General features: G+C 70.0%; 20 protein-coding genes. 12 read left to right on the plus strand and 8 right to left on the minus strand.

Translation table 11 applies throughout. The features are described from left to right. Nucleotide 1 precedes the first annotated feature (1 nt). Genes ABD104_RS12685 through ABD104_RS12715 form a run of 7 tightly spaced genes read left to right on the plus strand, consistent with a single transcriptional unit; the run spans nt 2 to nt 8,129 of the window. Complete coding sequence (locus ABD104_RS12685; RefSeq protein ID WP_343927623.1) at nt 2-2,374, plus strand: xanthine dehydrogenase family protein molybdopterin-binding subunit; 2,373 nt, start codon at nt 2-4, stop codon at nt 2,372-2,374. Beyond that, nucleotides 2,371-3,219 carry an FAD binding domain-containing protein gene (locus ABD104_RS12690; RefSeq protein WP_087839482.1) on the plus strand — a complete coding sequence of 283 codons (849 nt, stop codon included), beginning with the start codon at nt 2,371-2,373 and terminating at the stop codon, nt 3,217-3,219. Before ABD104_RS12685 ends, ABD104_RS12690 begins: the two co-directional genes overlap by 4 nt. After that, nucleotides 3,216-3,695, plus strand: a complete 480-nt coding sequence (locus tag ABD104_RS12695) for a (2Fe-2S)-binding protein (protein ID WP_279817617.1) — start codon at nt 3,216-3,218, stop codon at nt 3,693-3,695. Before ABD104_RS12690 ends, ABD104_RS12695 begins: the two co-directional genes overlap by 4 nt. Further along, the gene (locus ABD104_RS12700; RefSeq protein WP_343927624.1) at nt 3,692-4,786 is read left to right on the plus strand and encodes a DODA-type extradiol aromatic ring-opening family dioxygenase; all 1,095 of its coding nucleotides are present in this window, start codon (nt 3,692-3,694) and stop codon (nt 4,784-4,786) included. The genes ABD104_RS12695 and ABD104_RS12700 overlap by 4 nt, the downstream gene beginning before the upstream one ends. A gap of 37 nt (nt 4,787-4,823) precedes the next feature. Further along, nucleotides 4,824-5,975: an FAD-dependent oxidoreductase gene (locus tag ABD104_RS12705; RefSeq protein WP_087839484.1), complete on the plus strand. Its 1,152-nt coding sequence runs from the start codon at nt 4,824-4,826 to the stop codon at nt 5,973-5,975. Beyond that, on the plus strand, nt 5,972-6,580 hold the full coding sequence (locus tag ABD104_RS12710; RefSeq protein ID WP_343927625.1) for an SRPBCC family protein: 609 nt from the start codon (nt 5,972-5,974) through the stop codon (nt 6,578-6,580). Before ABD104_RS12705 ends, ABD104_RS12710 begins: the two co-directional genes overlap by 4 nt. Before the next feature lie 4 nt (nt 6,581-6,584). Beyond that, nucleotides 6,585-8,129, plus strand: coding sequence for a gamma-glutamyltransferase family protein (locus tag ABD104_RS12715; protein WP_279817612.1), 1,545 nt, complete (start codon nt 6,585-6,587; stop codon nt 8,127-8,129). Between the two features lie 6 nt (nt 8,130-8,135). Here ABD104_RS12715 and xth read toward each other — a convergent pair whose 3' ends face one another. The 4 genes from xth to ABD104_RS12735 form a co-directional block, all read right to left on the minus strand. Further along, entirely contained in the window at nt 8,136-8,915 is a 780-nt protein-coding gene (gene xth / locus ABD104_RS12720) for an exodeoxyribonuclease III (protein ID WP_087839487.1), read from the minus strand. Nucleotides 8,916-9,147: 232 nt separating this feature from the next. Beyond that, nucleotides 9,148-10,134: a Bug family tripartite tricarboxylate transporter substrate binding protein gene (locus tag ABD104_RS12725; RefSeq protein ID WP_343927626.1), complete on the minus strand. Its 987-nt coding sequence runs from the start codon at nt 10,132-10,134 to the stop codon at nt 9,148-9,150. 195 nt (nt 10,135-10,329) lie between these two features. After that, the gene (azu, locus tag ABD104_RS12730) at nt 10,330-10,785 is read right to left on the minus strand and encodes an azurin (protein ID WP_087839489.1); all 456 of its coding nucleotides are present in this window, start codon (nt 10,783-10,785) and stop codon (nt 10,330-10,332) included. Between the two features lie 11 nt (nt 10,786-10,796). Further along, complete coding sequence (locus ABD104_RS12735; RefSeq protein ID WP_087839490.1) at nt 10,797-11,993, minus strand: NnrS family protein; 1,197 nt, start codon at nt 11,991-11,993, stop codon at nt 10,797-10,799. Nucleotides 11,994-12,120: 127 nt separating this feature from the next. Here ABD104_RS12735 and ABD104_RS12740 point away from each other — a divergent pair, with 127 nt between their 5' ends. From ABD104_RS12740 to ABD104_RS12750, 3 genes are all read left to right on the plus strand, one after another. After that, on the plus strand, nt 12,121-12,273 hold the full coding sequence (locus ABD104_RS12740; RefSeq protein ID WP_279817606.1) for a hypothetical protein: 153 nt from the start codon (nt 12,121-12,123) through the stop codon (nt 12,271-12,273). A gap of 130 nt (nt 12,274-12,403) precedes the next feature. Further along, complete coding sequence (locus tag ABD104_RS12745; protein WP_087839493.1) at nt 12,404-12,757, plus strand: cupin domain-containing protein; 354 nt, start codon at nt 12,404-12,406, stop codon at nt 12,755-12,757. Nucleotides 12,758-12,778: 21 nt separating this feature from the next. Further along, on the plus strand, nt 12,779-13,273 hold the full coding sequence (locus ABD104_RS12750) for a DUF6306 domain-containing protein (protein WP_087839494.1): 495 nt from the start codon (nt 12,779-12,781) through the stop codon (nt 13,271-13,273). Nucleotides 13,274-14,344: 1,071 nt separating this feature from the next. Here the strand turns inward: ABD104_RS12750 and ABD104_RS12755 are convergent. The 4 genes from ABD104_RS12755 to ABD104_RS12770 are packed head-to-tail and all read right to left on the minus strand — an operon-like array spanning nt 14,345 to nt 18,312. Further along, the gene (locus ABD104_RS12755; protein ID WP_243724567.1) at nt 14,345-15,202 is read right to left on the minus strand and encodes an amidohydrolase family protein; all 858 of its coding nucleotides are present in this window, start codon (nt 15,200-15,202) and stop codon (nt 14,345-14,347) included. Between the two features lie 2 nt (nt 15,203-15,204). Then, the gene (locus ABD104_RS12760; RefSeq protein WP_279817603.1) at nt 15,205-16,266 is read right to left on the minus strand and encodes an isocitrate/isopropylmalate dehydrogenase family protein; all 1,062 of its coding nucleotides are present in this window, start codon (nt 16,264-16,266) and stop codon (nt 15,205-15,207) included. 38 nt (nt 16,267-16,304) lie between these two features. Then, a complete protein-coding gene (locus ABD104_RS12765; RefSeq protein ID WP_087839496.1) occupies nt 16,305-17,297 on the minus strand; it encodes a Bug family tripartite tricarboxylate transporter substrate binding protein in 993 nt (330 codons plus the stop codon). A gap of 37 nt (nt 17,298-17,334) precedes the next feature. Next, nucleotides 17,335-18,312, minus strand: coding sequence for a tripartite tricarboxylate transporter substrate binding protein (locus ABD104_RS12770; protein ID WP_087839497.1), 978 nt, complete (start codon nt 18,310-18,312; stop codon nt 17,335-17,337). Between the two features lie 115 nt (nt 18,313-18,427). On the opposite strand from ABD104_RS12770, the gene ABD104_RS12775 reads away from it, so the two are divergent. Together ABD104_RS12775 and ftsH are read left to right on the plus strand one after the other, a co-directional pair. Beyond that, nucleotides 18,428-19,384, plus strand: coding sequence for a LysR family transcriptional regulator (locus ABD104_RS12775; RefSeq protein ID WP_087839498.1), 957 nt, complete (start codon nt 18,428-18,430; stop codon nt 19,382-19,384). Next, complete coding sequence (gene ftsH, locus ABD104_RS12780; protein WP_243724568.1) at nt 19,381-21,417, plus strand: ATP-dependent zinc metalloprotease FtsH; 2,037 nt, start codon at nt 19,381-19,383, stop codon at nt 21,415-21,417. Before ABD104_RS12775 ends, ftsH begins: the two co-directional genes overlap by 4 nt. Nucleotides 21,418-21,445: the final 28 nt, after the last annotated feature.

Below are 21,445 nucleotides of genomic sequence, written 5' to 3' on the forward strand. Positions count from 1 at the left end.
CATGGGGGAAAGCAAGGTCGACGGTGGCTACGCCCATATCGGGCGGCCGCTGGCCCGGGTGGAGGATGCCCGCCACCTGGCAGGCGGGGGCGCCTTCGTGGCGGACATCCAGGTGCCGGAATGCCTGGAAGTGGCGTTCTGCCGCAGCCCGGTGGCCCATGGCCGCCTGAAGGGCGTGACGCTGCCGCCGGAATTGCCGGCCGGGACGTTCTGGACCACGGCCGACATCGCCGGCCTGGCCTTGCCCATCTACTGCGCGCTGTTGCGTCCGGAGTTCAACGGCGCGCCGTATCCGCTGCTGGCCGACGGCAAGGTGCGTTTCGCCGGCGAGCCCGTGGTCCTGGCGCTGGGCGCGACCCGCGCCGAGGCCGAGGAGCGCGCCGAGCAGGTGCAACTGGACATCGAGCCGCTGGCCGCGGTGGTCGATGCCTGGGACGAGGTCGAACATCCGGGCGTGCCGCTGCACGACCACCTGGACTCCAACCTGGTCATGCGCATCGGCCGCGCGCTGGGCGATGCGCAGGCCATCATCGACGACCCCGCCGCGCGAGGCCTGCGCCAGGTCACGCGCCGCCTGTCCATGGGGCGGGTGCTGGCCAGCCCGCTGGAATGCCGGGGCTGCCTGGCCTATCCGGATCCGGCCGGCGGCGTGGTCGTGCACGTGTCCAGCCAACGCCCGCACTTGATCCGCACCTTCCTGGCCGAACAGATTCCGGGCCTGACCGAAGCCGACATCCGCGTGGTCGTGCCGGACGTGGGCGGCGGCTTCGGCTCCAAGAGCAATCTGTATCCCGAGGAAGTCCTGGTGACGGCGCTGGCCTGGAAGCTGCGGCGGCCGGTGCGCTGGATCGAGGACCGCTACGAGCACTTCGTCGCCAGCAACCACAGCCGCCAGCACGAGCAGCGCATCACCGCCTATTTCGACGACACGGGCAGGATCCACGCGCTGGACGCGCTGGTGGTGGTGGACGCCGGGGCCTATTCGGCCAAGACCTCCACCGGCGCGATCGAGGCCAACATGGCCACCAACGTCATGCTCGGGCCCTACGACATCCGCAACTATCGCTTCGAGGCCGTCAGCATCCACACCAACAAGAGCCCCCTGGGGCCTTATCGCGGCGTGGGCCGTCCGGGCGGGTGCTTCGCGATGGAGCGCATCATCGAGGAGGTTGCCCGCGAACTGGGTGCCGACCCGCTGGACGTGCGCCGGGCCAACCTGATCTCGCCCGCGCAGATGCCCTATGTGTCGGCCACCGGACTGGCCTACGACTCGGGCAACTATCGCGAGGTCGTCGATGCCGCCGGGCGCTTCGTGGCCGAGAACTGGTCCGCCGCGCGACAGGCCGCCGACGGCGGCCGGGTGGGCGTGGGCTATGCGATGCTGGTCGAGCAGGCCGCGCACGGCGCCGAGGAATGGCGCCGCCGGGGCTCGCCGCTGATCTACGGCCACGAGTCGGCGCGGGCCACGCTGAACATGGACGGCACGCTGGTCATCGAGGTCGGCACGCTGTCGCACGGGCAGGGGCATTTCACCAGCCTGGCGCAGATCGCGGCCGAGATCACCACGCTGCCGGTCTCGGCCATACGCATACGCCAGGGCGATACCTCGGCGGCACCGTATGGCCTGGGCTCGGTCGCCTCGCGTTCCATCGTGATGGCGGGCGGGGCGGTGGCCATGGCCTGCCGCGACATCGTCGGCAAGGCGCGCGCCATCCATGCCGTGCTGCACGAGGCGGACGAGGCGCAGATCGAGGTGCGCGACGGCGCCTGCGTTTCGCCGCAAGGCACGACGTCCTTCGGCGACCTGGCGCGCATCGCCTACGTGGGCGTGAGCAAGCTGCCGCGCTCCATTTCCCCGGGCTTCTCGTTCCAGGCCGACTATCGGCCCAGCGTCGAGACCGGGACGTTTTCCTACACGCTGCATGCCGCGCGCGTCAGCGTCGACCCGGACACCGGCTTCGTCAGGATCCTGGACTACCTGGTCGTGGAGGACTGCGGCACGGTGGTCAACCCCCTGATCCTGGACGGCCAGATACGCGGCGGCGTCGCGCAAGGCATCGGCCAGGCCCTGTATGAAGAAATGATCTATGACAGCAACGGCCAGCCGCAGACCGTGACCTTCGGCGACTACGCCGTGCCCAGCGCGGTCGAGGTTCCGCCCATTTCCATCCTGCACTTCAGCACGCCGTCGCCCCATTCCGAGTTCGGCATGAAGGGCATGGGAGAAGGGGGGGCCGTGGCGCCGCCGGCGGCCATCGCCAATGCCGTGCGCGACGCGCTGGCGGACCTGGGCGTGGACGTGTGCCGCACGCCCATCACGCCCGACTACCTGCTGCGCCAACTGCACGAAGCCGGGCGGGGAGGCACGCGATGAAGCTGCCGCCTTTCGCGCTGCATGTGCCGCGCACGCTGGACGAAGCGCTGGCGCTGCGCGCCGCCCTGGGCAGCGATGCCAAGGTCCTGGCCGGCGGGCAGAGCCTGCTGCCCATGATGCGCTACCGCATGCTGCGCCCCTATGCGCTGATCGACATCACCCGGGTGGCGTCGCTGGCGAACCTGGACACCGCGCCGGCCGTGCGCATGGGCGCGGCCGTCACCCATGCCGACGTCGAACGGTGTACGCAGGCCGGGGCGCTGTTCGACCTGCTGCGCGCGCATGCCGCCGAGATCGCCTTCCTGCCGGTGCGTGGCCGGGGCACCGTGGTCGGCAGCCTGGTCCACGCCGATCCGGCGGGGGACTGGCCGCTGCTGCTGACCGCGCTCGATGCCTCGGTGGAACTGGCCAGCCTGCGGGGGCGGCGTGTCGTCGCCCTGCGCGATTTCATCCGCGGCGCCATGGACAGCGACGTGCAGGTGGACGAGATCGCGCTGGCGGCCACGCTGCCCGAGCGGGCATCGGGCCTGGTCCGATGGGGCCGGTGCAAGCTCATGCACCGGGCGGGCGAATTCGCCTCGGCCAGCGCACTGGCCCTGCAAGGCGCCGATGGCCAGTGGGCATGCTGGCTGGGCGCGATCGATCCTGGTCCGCTGGCCCTGCCGGCCACGGCGGCGCGCCTGGCGGCAGCCGGAGGCCCGACACCCGCCAGGCGCGACGTCGCGGCCTCGGCCCTGGACGAAATCCTGGCCGCCCGGCCGCACATCGATCCGCTGGCGGCATCCCGTCACGCGCAGGCGATGGCCCGGGCGGTCGAACAGGCATGGCAAGGAGTCGCCGCATGAAGATCACATTGACCGTGAACGGCCGCGAAACCGGACTCGACGTCGAACCCTCCGCGATACTGGCCGACGTGCTGCGCGAGCAGTGCCGGCAGACCTCCGTGCACCTGGGCTGCGAGCATGGCGTGTGCGGCGCCTGCAACGTCATCGTCGATGACCAGGTGGTGCGTGCCTGCCTGACGCTGGCGGGTTCGGTGGACGGCTGCTCGGTGACCACGCTGGAAGGCCTGTGCGATGCCACGGCCGACCGGCTGCGCCGGGCCTTCGGCGAACACCACGCCCTGCAATGCGGCTTCTGCACGCCGGGCATGGTCGTGAGCGGATACGACATCGTGCGCCGTGGCCAGTTGCGCGACGAACCGGCGATCCGCCAGTGCCTGTCCGGCAACATCTGCCGCTGCACGGGCTACCACGGCATCGTCGCGGCCGTCGTCGAAGTCGCCAACGAAGAACGACCCATCACCGAGGTGCAAGCGTGAAATCCTTCAATCCCTATGGCATCGTCGGCGCGGCCATCGTGCCGCACGCGCCGCAATTCCTGTCCCTGCCCGAGACCGAGGACCTTGAACAGGTCGCTCGCGTGCGCCGCTCGCTGGAAACCATAGGCGAGCGGCTGCGGGCGCTCGCGCCCGATTGCATCGTCATGGTGTCCAACGACCATGGCGATCACTTCGTCACCCATGGCGTGCCGCCGTTCTGCGTGCACGTGGCCGACGAGGCCGACGGCATGCACAAGCATCGCGGCATGTGGGCCATCGACGGCACCACCGGCTACGCCCTGGTCCCCGAAATGGAGCGGGCCGGCTTCGACCTGGCCTTCACCATGAACGCCAAGCTGCAGACGGCCTTCACCATACCCTACGAGTTCATGGGCTTCGGGCGCGACGTGCCGCTGGTGGCCCTGTTCGTCAACGCCTACGTGCCGCCCCAGCCCAGCGGGCGCCGCTGCTACGCCTTCGGCGCCGCCCTGCAGACCGCCTTGCAGCGCCTGGGCAAGCGGGCGCTGCTGATCGCCAGCGGCGGACTGTCCCACTATCCGGGCACGGTGCACTATCCGCATCCCGACCTGGAGACGGACCAGCGCATCTTCGCCGAAATCCAGGCGGGACATCTGACGCACCTGCTCAGCTACGACGACTGGGAGCTGGACCGCACCGGCAACGTCGAGCTGCGCGCGCCGCTGATCCTGGCCGGGGCGCTGGGCGAGAACCGGCCGCCGTTCACGGCGCTGCTGGAGCCGTCGTGGCACCACATCTATGCCTCGGCCGGCTGGGACCTGACCGAGCCGGCGCCGGCGCGCGATCCGCTGCGCTATCCGGCCATGCCGCCGGAACGGGCCAGGCTGGCCGAGGCGGTGCTGGCCCTGCGCACGCGGGCCGAGGCGGCGGAACGCTTCCTGGACGACCCCGCGGCCTTCTGCCGGCCCTTCCTCCTGGCGGACGACGAACGCCAGGCGCTGTGCGCCATGCAATGGGATGTCCTGCGCGACCGCTTCGGCATCCACGCCTTGCTGACCTCCGGCGCGGCCATGCAGATCGGCCTGGCCGCCAAGCGCCGACAGGCCGGATAGAGATTCTTCGCTTCAACATTTTCTTCGGGTATCGGGTATGAAACGCAAAGTAGAAATCGCCGGGGGCGGCATCGCCGGCCTGAGCGCCGGCGCGCTGTTCGCGCGCCGCGGCTGGGAAGTCAACGTCCACGAGCAGGGATCCGAGATCCGCGAAGTGGGGGCGGGCATCTATATCAAGAACAACAGCCTGGAGGTGCTGGAGAAGCTGGGCGTGCTGGACCGCATCCGCGGCCAGGGCACGGTACTCGAGCGGGCGCAGATCCAGTTCGCCGACGGCACGGTCAAGCAGGAGCGGCCGTTGCGGGACAAGTCCCGCGTCCATACCTTCGCCCGGCAGGTGCTGATCGAGGGACTGCGCGACGCCGCGCTCGAGGCCGGCGTGAACATCGTGACCGGCTCGCGGGTAACCGGCGCGCTGCCCGGCAAGGGCCTGCTGACCGCCGACGGCGGGCTGCACGAGGCCGACCTGGTCATCGCGGCCGACGGCGTGCATTCGGCGGTGCGCAATTCGCTGAAGATGGGCGGGGGCTTCACCGAGCTGCCGACCATCATCAACCGCTATCTGATCGAAGGCCGCGCCTTCACGCCCCAGCCCAAGACCGTGGAGCACTGGTCGGGCAACCGGCGCATAGGCGTGACGCCCTCGGGACCGGACCATACCTACGTCTACATGGTCGCCCCGGCCTGGGACGCCACGGCGGCGCGCTTTCCCATCGACGTCGGGGACTGGAGCCGGCGCTTTCCCAGGATCGCCGACCTGATGCCCGTGCTGCACCGGGCCGAGGGCACGCAATACCATTACGGCCTGGTCAAGTGTCCGAGGTGGAGCGCCGGCAACATCGCCATCCTGGGCGACGCCGCCCATGGCCTGCCGCCGACGCTGGGGCAGGGGGCGGGCCTGACGCTGATGAACGCCTACGCGCTGGCGCACCTGGTGGCCGACGCCGACGACGTCGCCGCCGCGGTGTCGGCCTGGGAGCAGCGCGTGCGCTTCATCAGCGATCGCACGCAGGCCTGGGCCGTGCGCTACGATTGGTTCACGCGCCAGTGGCCGACCTCGCTGGATTTCGCGCGGCCGCTGGTGGCCTGGAGCTTCGGCCAGTTCAAGTGCCTGAACGAACGCATGCGCGTGGCCGATCGCGGCCTGGCGCAGGCCGGCATAGACATGATGGGGGAAGCACGGCCATGATCATAGACGGCACCAAGACGCTGGCGGCGCCGCGCGCCCGGGTCTGGGAGGCGCTGGACGACCTGGACTTCCTGCGCCGGACGATTCCCGACTGCCGCGCCATCAGCCGCACCGACGACGGCGGCTACCGGGCCACGATCTCGGCGGGCGTGGGGCCCATACGCGCCAACTTCGAGGTGGCCTTCGCCCGCGCGGTGCAGGCGCAGCAGGAGCGCTTCACGCTGACGGGCCAGGGCTCGGCCGGCGTGGCCGGCGCCGCCGCCGGCAGCGTGGCCGTGACGCTGGAGGACATCGCCGGCGGTACCTTGCTGGCCTATCGCGCCGAGACCGAGGTGACCGGCAAGGTCGCCCAGCTGGGCGCGCGGATGATAGACGGCGCCGCACGCAAGTTCTCGGAGCAGTTCTTCGCGAACGTGCAGCGCGAATTGTCGGGCGGCGGGGCGCGGACGGCCGCGCCGGCAACCGGGGTCGCGGCCAGCGTCCATGCCGCGCCCGCGGCAGCCGCCGCTTCGCCGGCCGCGGGACGCTGGCAAGGCTGGTGGCTGCCCATCGCCTGCGGGGTGGGTTGCTTCGTCGGCACCTTCTGCGCCAACCTGCTGCGGTGACCGGATGACCAGGCCCGTTCCCCGTGCGGCCGTGTTCGGCCGGCGCCGCGCCATCGTCACCGGCCATCACCTGGCCAGCCAGAGCGCGCTGGATACCTTGCAGGCAGGCGGCTCGCTGGTCGATGCCATGATCTCGGCATCGGCCGTCCTGGCCGTCGCCTTGCCACATGCGACCTCGCTGGGCGGCTGCGGCATGATGCTTTATCACGACGCGGCCTCGGGCACGGTCCAGGCCCTGAACGGCACGGGCCGGGCGCCCGGACTGGCCAGTCCGGGTGTCTTCGCCGACGGCGTCATCGGTCCGCGCGGACCATCGACCTGGGTGGCGCCCGGACTCGTGCGCCTGTGGGACGAGGCGCACCGGCGCCATGGGCGATTGCCCTGGGCCTCGCTGCTGGCGGACGCCGTGCGCCACGCCGCGGACGGCATCGGGTGCTCCAGCGAGATTCATCGCAACCTCAGGAGCGCCAGGCCGGCCGTGGTCCGCCAGCCCGGCTTCGGCTCCCTGTTCGTGCCCGACGGCCGGCCGCTGGCGCCAGGGGACCTCCTGCGCCAGCCCGCCCTGGCCGATACCTTGAAACGCATCGCGCGCGATGGCGCCGACGCTTTCTACCAGGGACCCATCGCCCGCAGCCTGGACGCCTTTTCGCGCGCGCAAGGAGGCCTGCTGCGCATGGATGACATGCTGGCGCAGCGGGCCGGCTGGGCGCCACCGGTCAGCCTGTCCGTGCGGGACAGGCACATCCATGTCATGCCGCCGAATTCCCTGGGGGTGTTGATGCTGGCCCAGCTCGATGCGCTGGCGCCGTACCTGGACGAGCCCGAAGGCCAGCGCGCCTATGCGCAGATCCAGATCGCGCGGCTATGCCTGGAAACCTTCCAGCGCAAGGTGGCCGACCCGGCCGCGCCGTGGCCCGCCACCCTGGACCCTGGGCAGGTCGCGCGGCGCCTGGCCAGCGTGGCGGGCGGGACGCCATCGGGCGCGCGCGATCCCGGCGACACCGCCGGCATCGTGCTGGCGGACGGGCAGGGCAACGCGCTGGCCATGCTGCAAAGCGTGTTCCAGCCCTTCGGCAGCGGCTGCGTGGATCCGGAAACGGGCATCCTGTTGAATAACCGCCTGATCGAATTCGATCTCGATCCGGCCAGCCCCAACGTGCTGGGCCCGGGCAAGCGGCCGGTCCATACGCTGAACCCCTACATCGTGATGGAAGGCGGCAGGCCGGCCATGCTGGGCGTGTCGCCGGGCGGCGTGAGCCAGACCACGACCGGCGTGCAGGTCATCGCCCATGCCTGCTTCGAGAACCTGCCGCTGGCCCAGGCCATCGATGCGCCGCGCTGGAGCATCACGCGCGGCGGCGACATCCTGCTCGAACCCGGCTTCGAGCCGGGCGTGGCGCAGCGGCTGCGCGAGGCCGGCGTGCCGGTGGAAGAGGATTCCCTGCACGAGTTCTACTTCGGGTCGGCCAAGGCCATCCGCATGCGCCACGATGGAACACTGGAGGCGGCGGCCGACCTGCGCCGCCAGGCCTGCGCGCTGGCGGAGTGACAGGCCCTAGATTTCCAGCGTCGCCACCACCGGCGCGTGGTCCGACGGCTGTTCGTTCTTGCGGATCTCGCGCTCGATCACGCACTCGCTGCACACGGCCTTCAGGGTGTCGGACAGCAGGATGTGGTCGATGCGCAGGCCGGCATTGCGGCGGAAGCCGAGTTGCCGGTAGTCCCACCAGCTGAAGGACTTGGGCGGCTGCTCGAACAGCCGGAAGGCATCGTGCAGGCCCACGTCCAGCAGCGAGCGGAACGCGGCGCGCTCGGGTTCGGACACCAGCACGCTGCCTTCCCACTTGACCGGATCATGCACGTCGCGATCATCCGGCGCGACGTTGTAGTCGCCCAGCACCGCCAGGCGCGGGTAGCGGGCCAGTTCCTTCTGCAGTCCTTCGCGGAAGGCGGCGAACCATTTCAGCTTGTATTCGTATTTGTCGCTTCCCACCGACTGGCCGTTGGGGCAATAGGCGCTGACGACGCGCAGTTCGCCGGCCGGGGTATCCAGCGTGGCGGCGATGACGCGCTGCTGGGTGTCCTCGAACCCGTCGATGTTCTTGGCCACGTCCTTGACCGGCTGGCGGGTCAGGATGGCAACCCCGTTGTAGGTCTTCTGGCCGGTGAAGACGGCGTGATAGCCGATTTCCTCCAGGGCCGCGACGGGGAACTTGTCGTCGGGAAGCTTGAGCTCCTGCAGGCACAGGGCATCGACCGGATTGGCCTGCAGATAGGCGATGACCTGCGGCAGGCGCACGTTGAGGGAGTTGATGTTCCAGGTGGCGAGCTTCATCGGGCGAGGCGATTTCTAGTATGGATGCGGGCTAACGGGGGATTCATCGCCCCATCCGCTGGGCTGGCTGCAAAGCCGAGGCGCGCTTGGCGGCCGGATGGATGTCCGCCGCCTTGCGCATGATAGCAGCCTCGATTCGTGCGGACCGAATCGCTCGTCTACCCCGCCCGGCCTCGACCCCGGATGCGCCCGGCCTCGACCCGGCAGCCGGCGGACCCATGGCCGGGAACGTTCAGTCCCACTGTATGCCCAGCTCCTTCACCAGGCCGCCCCATTTGTCGCTTTCCTTCTTCAGGAAGGCCCCGAATTCGGCGGAGCTGCTGGCCACGATTTCCGCGCCTTCCGAATCGATGCGATCCTTGACTTCGGGCAGGGCCATGGCCTTCGCGATGCCGTGGTGCAACCCGTCCAGCAGGGCCGGGGGCAGGCCAGCCGGCGCCACCAGGCCGTGCCAGTTGGAAACCTGCATGGCCGGCACGCCAGCCTCGGCGGTGGTCGGCAAATTGGGTAGCTGGTCGACACGGCGCGGACCCGCCACGGCCAGGCCGGTAAGGCGGCCGGCTTCGATGTGCGAGCGTACCAGCGTGATGCCCGACACCATGACCTGGACCTGGCCGGCCAACAGATCGTTGAGCGCCGGACCCGAGCCGCGGTAGGGCACGTGCACCATCTCGACCCCGGCCACGCGCTTGAACAGTTCGCCGGCCAGGTGGGGAATGGTGGCGTTGCCGGCAGACCCGAAGTTGAGCTTGCCAGGATTGGCCTTGGCGTAGGACACCAGTTCGCCCAGGGTCTTGATGCCGGTTCGGGGGTTGACGACGATGATCTCGGGTACGCCGATGACCTGCGACACCGGGACCAGGTCCTTGAACGGATCGTAGGGCATCTTGCGCGCGATATGCGGCGCCACGGTCAGCGCGCCGGCCAGCGAATAGCCCAGGGTGTAGCCGTCGGGCGCCGACCGGGCGACTTCGGACAGCCCGGTCAGGCCGCCCGCGCCCGGGCGATTCTCGACGATCACCGGCTGGCCCAGGATCTTGGTCAGGCCGTTCCCAAGCAGGCGGCATACCGTGTCCGCGGAGCCGCCCGGCGCCAACGGCACGATGATGCGGATGGGGCGCGAGGGGAACTTGTCGGCCGCGCGCACCGGAAACATGGCCGTGGCCAGGGGGAGCGCCATGGCGCCAAGCGTGAGGACGCGTCGTCGTTGATCGATCACGTGGGGTTCCTTGTCTCGTGTCCGGCGGGCTTCGGAAGCGCCCGGTGGCCGGTTATCGTTGATCTGGTGCCCGCGCGTGGCGCGGGCACCGTGTACGCGCACTGTAGGCAATGCGATGCGCGCGGGCTATCCGCGCTCGCGTCAAAGCTGATATGCCTGAATTTGCAGGGGGAGGCCCGCATGAACCCCCGGCGCCTATTTCGTCACCGCCACCGTGCCCTTCATCAGCGCCGCATGCCCCGGGAACGAGCAGAAGAACGCGTAGTTTTCCCCCGCCTTGAGCTTGCTCGTATCGAAGGTGACGGAGTCGGATTCGCCGCCGCCCACCACCTTCGTATGCGCGATCACGCGCGGATCGCCCGGCTTGAGGTAGTTCTTGTCCAGCCCCGCGGGAATGCCGTCGGCCGCGATGCCCTGCACGTCCGCGGCCTTGCTCAGCACCCAGTTGTGGCCCATGGAGTTCCGGGGCAGCTTGCCGGTATGCGTGAGCTTGACCGTGAACTGCTTGCAGCTCTGCGGCACGTCGATGCTGGTCTTGTCGAACTTCATGGCGTCGTTGCCCGCGATGTCCACGTTGCAGGTGGCGGCGAAGGCGGGGCTGGCCAGCGTGGCGGCCAGCAGCAGCGCCGGGGCGGTGTGCAGGATCTTCATCAGGTTCTCCTTCAGGAATGTGGATCGAAACGCGGACGGATCAGCAGCGGGAAGAAGCGCCACACATACAGCGCGAACCCCAGGATCCAGGCCACCGCCGATGCGTGCAGGATGCCCGTCGTCCAGACCGTGGGCAGCAGGGCGGCCAGGCGCAGCGCCGCCGCCGCGATCACCAGCACGTAGGCAGCCACCATGCTGCGGTCGGTGCGCAAGGGCAGGCCGAGGTGGCCCAGCGCCGTGCGGGTGACCATGCCGATGATCAGCACGGCAAAGCCCGCCGCGCCGATGACGTGCGCCGGCCAGGCCAGGCGCGGGACCCAGCCCGCCGCGTGCGCCGCGGCCACCAGCAGGCCGGTGCCCAGCGCGGCGTAGCCCGCGTACAGGATCCACAGCAGCGGCACGCGCCGCACCGCCCAGGGCCGCCACGCCAGCAGTTGCCAGCAGGTCAGCATGCCGGTGGCAGCAAGAGCCAGGCCCGCCCCCGGCATCCAGCCCGCCAGCAGGAGCGTGATCGCCAGCAGGCCGGCGCCGAGCTGCCACTGGCCGCTGCGTGTATGCATGGGAATGTCCAGGCCGGCCACGGCACGCATCGCGAAGAAGGGAATCACGCGCCGCGCCACCAGCAGCGCGATCACCGCCATGCACAGCAACCCGAGGTTGAAGCGTGCCAGCAGCAGGGCGTAGTCGCCCCGCAGGACCGTATGGAGGTAGAGGACGTTCGCCGCGCCCAGAGCAAGGACGAGCACCGGTATGCCGTAGTTGCGCCGGCTACGCGCCGGATAGATGGAGCGGCCCAGGGCCACGGCGGCGATGGCGAAGAACGCGGTCTCGCTGCACGCGGCAACCCAGAATCCCGCGCTGCCGGGCACCAGATAGCCGGCCCGCGCCAGCAGCCACAGGGTCGTCAGTCCGCCCAGGGCCTTGCCGCGCAGCGGATTGATGCCGGTCCAGTTGGCGCCGGCGGTGAACAGAAAGCCGACGGCGATGGTGGCGATGAAGCCCCAGAGCATCTCATGGGCATGCCAGGCCACGCCACCGAGCGGTCCGGCCAGCGTCCGCGGCGCAAATACCCAGAGCAGGATGGAAATGGCCGCCCACAGGCAACCCGCCAGGTACAGGGGCCGGAAACCGAGTTCCAGGAAAGCCAGCCACTGCGGGGGCGGTGGAGGGGAGGGGACGGGTTCTTCGACTTCCAGCAGGATGGCCATGGGCCGGCTCCGTAGGTGGGCGTCCGGTTTGAAGATGTATGCTAAATGAATCTTATGGAGGGTAATCCCAATACCGCTGACGACAGCGGGGATTTTCCAGCGGGAATCCAGCGAGCGCGGGCGGGCCGTGGGACCGGGGGGCATCGTCAAGCAGATCCAGACCGTGCAGGCCGATTATGATTTCTATGATAACGACGCCAAGACCAACTACGGCGTGCTGACCATCGACCAACTGGTCAAGACCAATCTGTACGACGCGGTGGTCGACGCCTACAAGTAGCCCGGGCGTGGAACCGGCCGGCGGCGCCGCACCATGCGGCCGCCGCCGGACTGGCGTATAAAGACAGGTACGACAAGGCAACGCGCTCGGCCTGGAGACTGGAGCGCCCATCGGTTCAGTCGGTGCGATCATGGCCCTCAGACACGCAAGTCCGCTCGAAGCGATCGACCTGCATGCCAGCGACGAACAGCGCGGCACGCATGCAAGCAGCAGCCTGCTCCGCACGGACGGTCTGCAGCTCATGCAGCTGGTGCTTCCCGCGGGGCACGAATTGCCGGAGCATCACGTGCCCGGCGAACTGACCATCCAATGCCTGGCCGGCGAAGCCCTCGTCACCACGCCGCACGGCAGCTGTGGGCTGCGCCCCGGCCAGCTGGTCGCGCTGCTCGGCCAGGAGCCGCACGCGGTGCGGGCGCTGGCCGACACCACGCTGCTGGTCACGCTGGTCCGCAAGCCCGGCGACGCGGGCCCCGGCGCCGCCTGACCGACCATCCTGGAGAAATCAATGCAGCCCGAATCCGACCGCGCATCGCCGGTGTGCTATGCCGAGCAGGCCGACGCCGCGTACATGGGCCAGCTCTCGCGCGAGGAATTGCTGGCGGCGCTGGACGAATTGCTGGAGGCCGAGCGGGCCGGGGCCCGCGTGGCCGAGGAAACCGTGGCGCAATTGCGCGATCCGGCCGAGCGCGCGCTGATGGAAACCATCCGGCAGGACGAAGTGAAGTGGTGCGGCATGCTGATCGCCGCCATCAAGTCGCTGGACGCCAAGCCCGGCTCGCGCACGGGGGCCTTCCATGGCAAGGCCATGGCCATCGCCGACCTGCCCGCGCGGATGGCGTTCCTGAATCGCGGGCAGGCCTGGGTGGTCAGGAAGCTGGAGGCCCTGGTGCCCAAGGTCAAGGAGGCCGGCATCCAGGACGATCTGCTGGCGATGCTGGCCGCGCATCGCGAGAACATCGATCGTGTCGAGGTCCAGCTGGCCGCGGCGGGCAAGTCCTGAAGATCGCCGTCTACGCCATCTGCCGCGACGAGGCGGCCCATGCCGAACGCTTCATGGCGTCCTGCGCGCAGGCCGACGCGGTGGTGGTCGCGGACACGGGGTCGGCCGATGGCGGCATCGAGCGCCTGGAAGCCCTGGGCGCATGCGTGCATCGCTTGTCCATCGAGCCCTGGCGCTTCGACGATGCCCGCAACGCCGCGCTGGCGCTGGTGCCAGGGGATGTGGACGTGTGCGTGTCGCTGGACCTGGACGAGATCCTGTGCCCGGGCTGGCGACGGGCCCTGGAGGCCGCCTGGGCGCCGGGCACCACGCGCGCGCACTACGAATTCGTGGCCGCCTTCCATGCGGACGGCAGCCCGGCGATACGCTTCCTGAACAACCGCATCCATGCCCGCCACGGCTACCGGTGGCGCCACGCCTGCCACGAAGGTATCTATCCGGACCGCATCGTCGAACGGGGCGTGCTGGCGCCCGGCGTGCGCGTGGAGCACCATCCCGGCCGGGCCAAGCCGCGCGCCTCCTATCTGCCGCTGCTGGCCGCGGCGGCGGCCGAGGAGCCCCACGATCCGCGCATGGCGCACTATCATGCGCGCGAGCTGTTCCACGCCGGACGCTGCGAGGAGGCCGCGCGCGAGTTCGAGCGCTACCTTGCCCTGCCGGGCAATCCTTTCCGGCCGGAGCGGTCGGCCGGCATGTTGTACCTGGCCAAGTGCGACATGCTGCAGGGACGCGACGGCCTGGCCTGGGCCTTGCGTGCGGCGGCCGAGTGCCCGGAGCGCCGCGAACCGTGGGTCACGCTGGCCGACATCCGCTACCGGCGCGGCGAATGGGCCGAGTGCCGCGCGGCGGCGATCCGGGCGCTGTCGCTGTCCGGCGAGCCCGACGGCTACATGAGCGATCCGATATGCCATGGCGCGCTGCCGCACGATCTCGCGGCCATCGCCTGTTGGCGGTTGGGGCGCGGCAGCGAGGCGTTGGCCCACGCCGAGGAGGCCGCGCGGATGGCGCCCGGCGACGAGCGGCTGCGCATGAACGCGGCGCTGATCCGCCAGGCCATGCGGGATGGCGGCGTCAGCGCCAATACAGGCGGTCGGGATTGTCCGCCAGGACCGCCTGCCGCAATTCGGGGCTCGGCAGCCACCGCGCCAGATCATCCAGCAAGCGGTCGGGACCGATCGGGCGGTAGGGGCTGACCTCGTGCGCCGCCTTGCCGGGCGCGCGGGCGGTATGCGGCCAGTCGCTGCCCCATAGCAGGGCCGATGGGACCTCCCGGCACAGCGCCTGGGCCCAGCGGGCGGCATCGTCGGGGTCCGCCAGCCGATAGGGCGCCGACAGCTTCAGGTGCACGCGTCCCGAGCGCAGCAGGTCGACCAGGGGCGCGGCGGCCTCGGGAGACCAGGGCGCCATGGCGAAGTGGTCCAGGACCACGGGGCAGGGCAGCGCGGCCAGCCGGGATGCCAGCGCCGCGATCACGCCATGGGCGGCATACAGCTGCACATGCCAGCCCAGGCCGGCCACCTGCGCGGCGACGCCGGCAAGCGCCCGTTCCGCCGCGCCGATGTCGTGCAGGCCGGCGCTTTCCAGGTTGACGCGCACGCCCCGCACGCCGCCGTCGTGCAGCGAACGCAACTGTCCGGGCGTGGATCCGGCATCGATCACCGCGATGCCGCGCGCCCGTCCGTCCATGTCCGCCAGCGCGTCGAGCAGGCAGCGGTTGTCGGTGCCGTAGACGCTGGGCTGCACGATGACCACGCGCGCCATCCCGGTCTGTTCCAGGTGGTGGCGCAATCGGGCGGTCGGGGCCGGGCCCGGCGTGTAGTGGCGGTCGGCGGCCATGGGATAGGACGCGGCGGCGCCGATCACGTGCGTATGGCAATCGCACGCCAGGGCCGGCAGGGCGGCCCGGATATCGGCTGCGGTGGCGGCCATGCCTAGGCCTCCAGCAGCCGCTTGGCGAAAGCGCGGCCGGTCGCGGCGGTGCCGAGGTTGCCGCCCACGTCGCGCGTGGATTCGCCGGCCTCGACGACGGTGGCGGCGGTGCGCGCGATGGCGTCGGCAGCGGCCACGTAGGCGGGCTGGCCGGTGCGGCGGCCATGCCAGTCCAGCAACTGGCCGGCCGACAGGATCAGCGAGAACGGATTGGCGATGTCCTGGCCCGCGATGTCGGGCGCCGAACCATGGGCCGCCTGGCCCATCGCGTAGCGCGCACCCATGTTGAGCGAGCCGCCCAGCCCCAGGCTGCCGGACAGTTCGGCGGTCAGGTCCGACAGGATGTCGCCGAACATGTTGGTGGTGACGATCACGTCGAAGCGCTGCGGGGCGCGGACCACGTGCGCCATCATCGCATCGACGATGAAGTCGTCCACGGTCACGTCGGGGAAGTTCCGGGCGACCTTGTGGCATTCGTCGATGAACATGCCATCGCCGATCTTGAGCACGTTGGCCTTGTGGACGATGCTGACGTGCTTGCGCCGCGCGCGCGCCAGCTCGAAGGCGGCGCGGGCGATGCGGGCGCAGCACGGGCGCGTGATGCGGCGCAGGGACACGACCACGTCCTCGGTGATCAGCATCTCGCTGCCGCCCGAGGCGATGTTGCGGTCGGCGTAGAAGCCCTCGGTGTTCTCGCGCACGACCACGAGGTCGAAGGCGTCGACCTTGTGCGGCACGCCTTGCCAGGTGCGCGAGGGCCGGATGTTGGCATACAGGTCGAGTTCCTTGCGGAAGAACATCGACGGGTTGATCTCGCCCTTGCTTTCGTCCTTGAAGTCGAAGGTCGCCATCGGGCCCAGCATCAGGCCGTCGGCGGCGCGGACCTTGTCCAGCAGCGCCGGGGTGACCGTGGCGCCATGGCGCCGCAGGCTGTCGTGGCCCGCGACGTCGTGTTCCAGGGAAAGCTCGAAACCGAAGCGCTGCGACGCTGCGCGCAGCACCTCGACGGTAGCGGCCATGGTCTCGGGGCCGATGCCGTCGCCGGGAAGTACGATGATTTTCATGATGATCCAGCCGGGAAGGAAAGGGTGGGATGCGTGGGTCAGTCGATGCGTGCCCGGGTACTCTTGACCAGGGCCGCGTACTTGTCCATTTCCGCGCGCACGAACTTGCCGAAGCGCTCGGGTGTCATGGGATCGACGGCGCTGCCTTCCGCTTCGAAGCGGCCGCGCAGTTCGGGTTTCTGGGCGATGCGGTTGATGTGCCCGGCCAGCAGCTCGATGATCGCGGGCTTTGTTGCGGCCGGCGCGAAATAGCCGCCCCACAGGCTGAATTCGAAGCCGGGCAGGGTCTGCGCGACGGTCGGCACGCCCGCCAGCGCCGCGACCGGTTCCAGCGACGAGACGGCCAGCGCGCGCACGCGTCCGCCCTTGATGTGCGGCATGATCGACGAGGCGCTGGCGAAGAAGCACTGCACCTGTCCGCCGATGAGGTCCGAGATCGCCTGGCCCGCGCCCTTGTATGGAATATGGGTCATGTCGACCTTCGAGCGGGCGGCCATCGCGGCTGCCGCCAGGTGGCCCGGCGTGGCGGTGCCCGAGGACGCATAGGCGACGCTGCCGGGCTTCTCGCGCGCGGCCTGCAGCAGCGCCTCGACGCTGCCGTAGGGCGAATTCTGCGGAACGGCGAGCACCAGCGGGGCGTTGCCGACCAGGGCGATCGCGCGCAAGTCCTTGAGCGCGTCGTAGCCCGGGTTCTTCATGGCGAAGCCGTTGATGGCGATTTCGCCGGTCTGGCCCAGCAGCAGCGTATGGCCGTCGGGCTCGGCGCGCACGACCTGCCGGGTGCCCAGCGCGCCGCTCGCGCCGGGCCGGTTCTCGACGATGACCGATTGGCCCAGGGCTTGCCCGAGGTCCTGGGACAACAGCCGCGCGAACACGTCGCCCTGGCCGCCCGGGGCGTAGGGGACGATGACCGTGACGGGCTTGGTCGGATAGGTTCCGGCGGCGCGGCCGGCGCCGCTGGCCGCCAGCATGGCGCCGGCCGCGCCGAGCCGCACGAATTCGCGGCGGGACAGGGAGGAGAAAGCGGTCATGGATGATGTCTCGTAATGATTGTGTTGGCCGGTCCGGTCATTGCAACTGCATGCCGGGCTTGGCGACGACGCCGCGCCACAGCGCCAGTTCCTTGCGCAGTTCCTCGCCGAAGGCCGCGGGGCTGAGCGCCAGCGGCGTCGCGCCTTCGTGGCGCAGCCGCTCCTGCACGGGCGCGGCCGCGGCCGCGGCGATCACCGCCTTGTTCAGCGCCCGCACCACGGCGGGCTTTGTTCCGGCCGGGGCCAGGACGCCCCACCAGGTGGTCACGTCATAGCCTTTTACCCCCGCCTCGGCCAGGGTGGGAACCTCGGGAAACAGGGCCGAGCGCTTGTCGCTGGTCACGGCCAGCAGGTTCAGTTTGTTTTCCTTGACGTGGGGCAGGATGGTCGGCACCGTCGCGAAGAACACGTCCACGCGTCCGGCCAGCAGTTCCATGCTGGCGGGGGCGCTGCCCTTGAACGGCACGTGGGTCATGGCCGCTCCGGTCTGCTGGCGGAACAGTTCGCCGGCCAGGTGGTTGATGCTGCCGGGACCGGCCGAGCAGAAGTTCAGGCCTTCGGCGCGGCCACGCGCGGCGGCCAGCAGTTGCGGCACGGTGGCGGCGCCGAGCTGCTTGCTGGTCACCAGCAGCAGCGGGCCGCGGCCGATCATGGCGACCGGGGCGAAGTCGCGCTCCGGATCGTACGGCAGCCTGGGCTCGAAGGCCGCGTTGGTGGCGAAGGTCGAGGTCGCGAACAGCACGGTATAGCCGTCGGGCCGCGCCTTGGCGACCGCGTTGGCGCCCATGGAGCCGCCGCCGCCACCACGGTTTTCCACGACCACGGGCTGGCGCAACTGATCGCTCATCTGCCTGGCGATGTCGCGGGCGATGCTGTCGGTGCCGCCGCCGGCGGCGAAGGGGACCACGAGCGTGATCGGGCGCTGGGGCCAGGCATCGTCGGCCCGGGCCGAGGTGGATGCCAGCGCGCCGGCCGTCGCGGCTGCGCCGGCCAGGAGTATGAAGCGTCGCTTCATGGGTAATGCCTCCGGAAATGTTCTGCAAGGCACTCATCGGTGCCTTGCCGGCATCCTCATCCATCCCGCTCTTGCTGTAAATTGCAAAAATCCTTTCAATTGATACGGTAATCGTATGAATTTCGATCTGTCGGACCTGCGGGCCTTCGTGACGGTGGCGCAACTGGCCAGCTTCCGCGCCGCGGCGCAGGCCCTGCACGTGTCCCAGCCGGCGCTGTCGCGGCGGGTCGACAAGCTGGAGCAAGCGCTGGGCATGCGGCTGTTCGAGCGCAGCACCCGCAAGGTCGAGCTCAACGCCATGGGGCGGTCGTTCCTGCCGCGCGCCCAGCACGTGCTGTCCGAACTCGAGGGCGCGCTGCTGGGCATGACCGAGCTGTCCGAACGCATCCGCGGGCTGGTCACCGTGGCCTGCATCCCGTCGGCCGTGGACAACTTCGTCGCCCGGGCCGCCAGCATTTTCCACGCCCGTTTCCCGCGCATCCGGCTGCGGGTACTGGACCAGCCGGCACCCGACGTCCTGCTGTCGGTCTCGCGTTCGGACGCCGATTTCGGCATCAGCTACCTCGGTACGCGCGAACCCGACCTGGAGTTCGAGGAACTGGCGAGCGAGCCTTTCGTGCTGGCCTGCCGGCCGGATCATCCGCTGGCCCGGCGCCGGCGCATGCGCTGGGAAGAACTGGCCGACGTCGAGTGCATCGGCCTGGCCGCCGGCGGCGGCAACCGCCTGTTGATCGACCAGGGGCTGGCCCATCTGGCCACGCGTCCCAAATGGATAGGCGAGGTGCTGCACGTGCCGGCGCTGCTGAGCCTGATCCAGGCCGGGGTGGGCGTGGGCGCGGTCCCCAAGCACGCGCTGTCCGGGTCGGCGGGCCGGGGCCTGGCCAGCGTGGACCTGGTCGAGCCCGTGCTGGGGCGGCAGGTCGGCCTCATCTGGCGCCGCGGGCAGCCGGCCGCGCCGGCGGTGCAGGCCTTTCGCGACGTGATCGTCGCCGAGGCGCGGGTACGCAAGGAAGATCGTACCGGAGGAGTATGCTTGGCGGCAGCCGATCGACACAGGGAGGGGACGCCATGAAGTGGCCGAGCCAGCAGGAGCCGAAGAAATCCGCGAACACCCCGGCCAGGGGCGGACTGCCCGATGGCCGCAACGCGGGCAATCAGATGTCCATGCCGCCGCGCCGGATGTGGCTGATCTTCCTGGCCGTGCTGCTGGTCAACTACTTCCTGGCGCGCTACCTGTCGGGCGGCGGCGCCGACGCGCCCATCACCGTGCCCTACACGGTCTTCAAGGAAGAGGTCGCCAAGGGCAACGTCACCGCCATCTACAGCCAGGGCGAGCGCATCGAGGGCCGCTTCGTCAAGGCCGTCACCTGGCCGACCGCCGCCACCGAGGCCCCCGCCAAGGCCGGCGCGCGGGCCCAGCAGCCACGCACGTCCACCACCTTCGAAAGCACGCTGCCCGTGTTCGTGGGGCCGGGCTTCGAGCAGTTCCTGATCGACCACAAGGTCGAGATCAGCGCCGAGCCCATCCAGAGCGGCAACTGGCTGACGACGCTGATCTTCGGCTTCGGGCCGGCCATCTTCATCATCGCCTTCTACGTCTGGCTGTACCGGCGCGCCGCGCGGCAGGGCGGCATGGGCGGCAGCATGTTCGGGCTGGGCAAGAGCAAGGCGCGCCGCTATGACCTGGAAGGGGGAGAGAAGGTCACCTTCGAGGACGTGGCCGGCATCGACGAAGCCGAGAACGAACTGGTCGAGGTGGTCGATTTCCTGAAGAACCCCGCCAAGTACACGCGCCTGGGCGGTTCCGCCCCCAAGGGCGTGCTGCTGGTGGGCGCGCCGGGCACCGGCAAGACCCTGCTGGCCAAGGCCGTGGCGGGCGAGGCCGGCGTGCCGTTCTTCTCCATGAGCGCGGCCGAGTTCGTCGAGATGATCGTGGGCGTGGGCGCCGCCCGGGTGCGCGACCTGTTCAAGCAGGCCCGCGAGCAGGCGCCATCCATCATCTTCATCGACGAGATAGACTCCATCGGCCGCGCGCGCGGCCAGGTCGCGATAGGCGGGTCCAGCGAGCAGGAACAGACCCTGAACCAGATCCTGACCGAGATGGACGGGTTTTCGGGACGCGAGGGCGTCATCGTGCTGGCAGCCACCAACCAGCCCGACGTGCTGGACAAGGCCTTGCTGCGGCCGGGCCGCTTCGACCGGCGCGTGGTGGTCAACCTGCCGGACAAGAACGGCCGCGAGGCCATCCTGAAGGTCCATACGCGCAAGACGCCGCTGGCGGCCGACGTGGATCTGCCGGAACTGGCTTCGACCACACCCGGCCTGTCGGGCGCCGACCTGAAGAACCTGGTGAACGAGGCGGCCCTGCTGGCGGCCCGCCGCGACCAGGAGCAGGTGCACCAGAAGGACTTCAACGACGCGCTCGAGAAGATCGTGCTGGGCCCCGAGCGGCCGCTGATCCTGAGCCATGCCGACCGCGAGCGGATCGCCTACCACGAGGGCGGCCACGCCATCCTGGGGCTGCTGGTGCCGGGCGCCGATCCGGTGCACCGGGTCACCATCGTGCCGCGCGGCCAGGCCCTGGGCGTGACCTACCAGCGCCCGCAGACCGACCGCTACAACTATCCCGAAGCCTATCTGCTGGCTCGCATCGTGGGCATGCTGGGCGGCCGGGCGGCCGAGGAGGTCGTCTACGGCACTCGCACCACCGGCGCCGAAAGCGACATCGAGCAGGCGTCGAACCTGGCGCGCAACATGGTCATGCGCTGGGGCATGAGCGACCGGCTCGGCATGGTGCAACTGGCGCCGCGCCAGAATCCCTACCTGGGCGCCGCGGGCGGCAGCCTGCCGTACAGCGAGGAAACGGCCCGGACCGTGGACGATGAGGTCCAGAAGATCATCCACGGTTGCCACGACCGCGCCCTGGGCCTCCTGCGCGAGCATCGCGGCCAGCTGGATGCGCTGGTGCGGGCGCTGCTGGAGCGGGAAACGCTGGACGAGAAGGAGATCCTGGAAGTGACGGGCCTGCCGCCCGCGCCGCGGCTCAACGAACTGCCCGAAGGGATTCGGCCGCGGGACGACGAGGACAAGCTGCCGCTGCTGTAAGGCGGCAGCCTGGTCCGAGGCGCGCGTG

Source organism: Pigmentiphaga daeguensis, from assembly GCF_039523035.1.
Taxonomy (GTDB): Bacteria; Pseudomonadota; Gammaproteobacteria; order Burkholderiales; family Burkholderiaceae_B; genus Pigmentiphaga; species Pigmentiphaga daeguensis.